1 protein-coding gene is annotated in these 1,299 nt (G+C 67.4%); it reads left to right on the forward strand.

Annotation, left to right across the window (positions count from 1 at the left end; translation table 11 throughout):
• Positions 1 to 265 precede the first annotated feature (265 nt).
• On the forward strand, positions 266 to 1,299 hold a 1,034-nt coding region (locus D7V93_RS43075; protein WP_208723352.1), incomplete at its 3' end, for a serine/threonine protein kinase.

Raw genomic sequence — 1,299 nt, forward strand, 5'->3', positions numbered from 1 at the left:
CGTCGGCAGCGTCAGAGGTGTATAAGAGACAGCCCTGGAGCTGGTCCTCGGCGTCCTTCCAGGACAGGGCCAGCAGCTCGCCCCGGCGCTCGACCTTGATTTGATCCAGGGCCGGGGCCGCGGAGGCATGCAGGGCCAGCAGGCAGGTCGCGACGACCCACCCTATCAAGGTGGTCCGTCGGCTTTGCCTCGACGGCCGGTGTCCCCTAAGATGCGCTGCCCTGTCACCTTCCACTGAGCCCGCTCCCCCCGGGGAGCGCCCGGGATGAACCCTCAAGCCTTCGGGAAATACCAGCTCCTCAAGAAGCTCGCCACGGGCGGCATGGCCGAAGTCTGGCTTGCGCGTCAGTCCGGAATCGAGGGCTTCCAGAAGGACGTCGTCGTCAAGCGCATCCTCCCGCACCTCGCCGAAGACCGCGAGTTCGTGGAGATGTTCCGCAACGAGGCGTTGATCGCGGCGCGCTTCAACCACCCGAACATCGCGCAGGTCTACGAGTTCGGCGAGGCCAACGGGACCTACTACATCGCCATGGAGTTCATCCACGGCGAGGACCTGGGCCGGGTCATGCGCAAGGCCAGCGGGATGAACCAGTGGATCGCCCGGCCGCTGGCGGTGCGCATCGTGGCGTCCGCGTGCGAGGGCCTCTTCTACGCGCACAGCCGCACGGATGACCGGGGCCAGCCGCTCAACGTGGTGCACCGGGACATCTCGCCGCAGAACATCCTGATCAGCTTCGATGGTTCGGTGAAGCTGGTGGACTTCGGTATCGCCAAGGCGGCGGACCAGGCGTCGATGACGAAGTCCGGCGCCATCAAGGGCAAGTTCGCGTACATGGCGCCCGAGCAGGCTGCGGGCAAGCCGCTGGACCGGCGCGCGGACATCTTCGCCATCGGCCTGGTGCTGTACGAGATGCTCACCGGGCACCGGCCGCTCAAGAAGGACTCGGAGCTGGCCACGCTGCAGGCCGCCATGGAGTGCTCCATCCCGGCTCCGTCCGAGGTCGCGGACGTGCCCGCGGACATGGATCAGGTGGTGATGCACGCGCTCGCGAAGAGCGCGGATGATCGCTACGACAACGCGCGCGAGTTCCAGTCCGCCCTGGAGGAGCTGCTCGTCAACGAGCGCTGGGTGGTGGGCTCGGTGCAGATCTCCGAGCTGATGAAGACGCTCTTCTCCGACCGGCTGGAGGAGGAGCTGAAGCAGGGCCAGTTCGTCCCGGTGGGGGAGGACTCCAACACGTCCCCGCCCCGGCCGCCCGCGGAGATGAGCTGGGAGGCCCCTCCGGGCGAGTCCTCGGC

This window comes from Corallococcus llansteffanensis (assembly GCF_003612055.1).
Classification (GTDB): Bacteria; Myxococcota; Myxococcia; order Myxococcales; family Myxococcaceae; genus Corallococcus; species Corallococcus llansteffanensis.